This is a genomic window from Winogradskyella damuponensis (assembly GCF_039538385.1).
In the GTDB taxonomy this organism is placed as follows: Bacteria; Bacteroidota; Bacteroidia; order Flavobacteriales; family Flavobacteriaceae; genus Winogradskyella; species Winogradskyella damuponensis.
Genome location: NZ_BAABCB010000012.1, coordinates 1 through 905, shown reverse-complemented (window position 1 = coordinate 905; position 905 = coordinate 1). Strand labels below are relative to the sequence as shown.

The window sequence follows — 905 nt, the reverse complement described above, 5'->3', positions numbered from 1 at the left end:
TCTTTTGTCTTTTCTGATTTATCCTTAAATTTAATGAATTGTAAACTTAAGACGTGTATAACTAATGGCTAGTTCTCGCCTACTTACGAAAATCCTCGCGGATTTTCTATTCGGTTTTTATTTGCTAAATTAGGTGCTTAAACACGCCACTAATCATACACAAAACCGTTAGCAAAAATTAAAATCAACTGACAGATGAAAAGAAATATAATAAGATTAATTATCTTGACTTTTTTGACAACTAATATTTATGCCCAAAAGCCTATTAAAGCTCAAAAAAAAATGATAGGTAATAAAATAGAAAATATTGAATTTACCGATTATATAGAAAACATACCAAATAGTATAGAATTTAACGACAAATTTAAAGTTCTTGAATTTTGGGCAACTTGGTGCAAACCGTGTTTGGAAGCTGTTCCACATTTGAACGAATTGAAAACTGAATTCAATAATGAAACTAACTTAGTGTTTCTGTCAATAACGTACGAGACACCTGAAAAGGCACAAAAAATTCTGGAAAAAATAAACTTTGAAACAATTGTAGTTTCTGACCAAACAAAGAAAATTCATAATGACTTAAAAATTGAAAATAATGGAATGATGATTTTACCTCGAACAGTGTTAATTGACGATTCAAATAAAATTGTTTGGTATGGAACGCCTACTGAATTGAATTCTGAATTAATTTTGAAATTTTTAAGAAAGGAATAAAAAAAACTTTTGCTAACACCGTATATAATTTATTGCTAGTTCTAGCCTACTTACGAAAATCCTCGCGGATTTTCTGTTCGGTTTTTATTTGCTAAATTACGTGCTAAACCACGCAACAAACCATATACAAACACGTTACCAAACAGTTGAAAACCGAACAATGAAACAACTTTTTATTTTAATATTAACATTTT

Annotated in this window: 1 protein-coding gene; it reads left to right on the top strand. The window is 29.0% G+C overall.

The genetic code is table 11. From position 1 onward, the window contains the following. Positions 1 to 195: 195 nt before the first annotated feature. Entirely contained in the window at positions 196 to 711 is a 516-nt protein-coding gene (locus ABD730_RS05795; protein ID WP_344713219.1) for a TlpA family protein disulfide reductase, read from the top strand. The last annotated feature ends 194 nt before the right edge of the window (positions 712 to 905 follow it).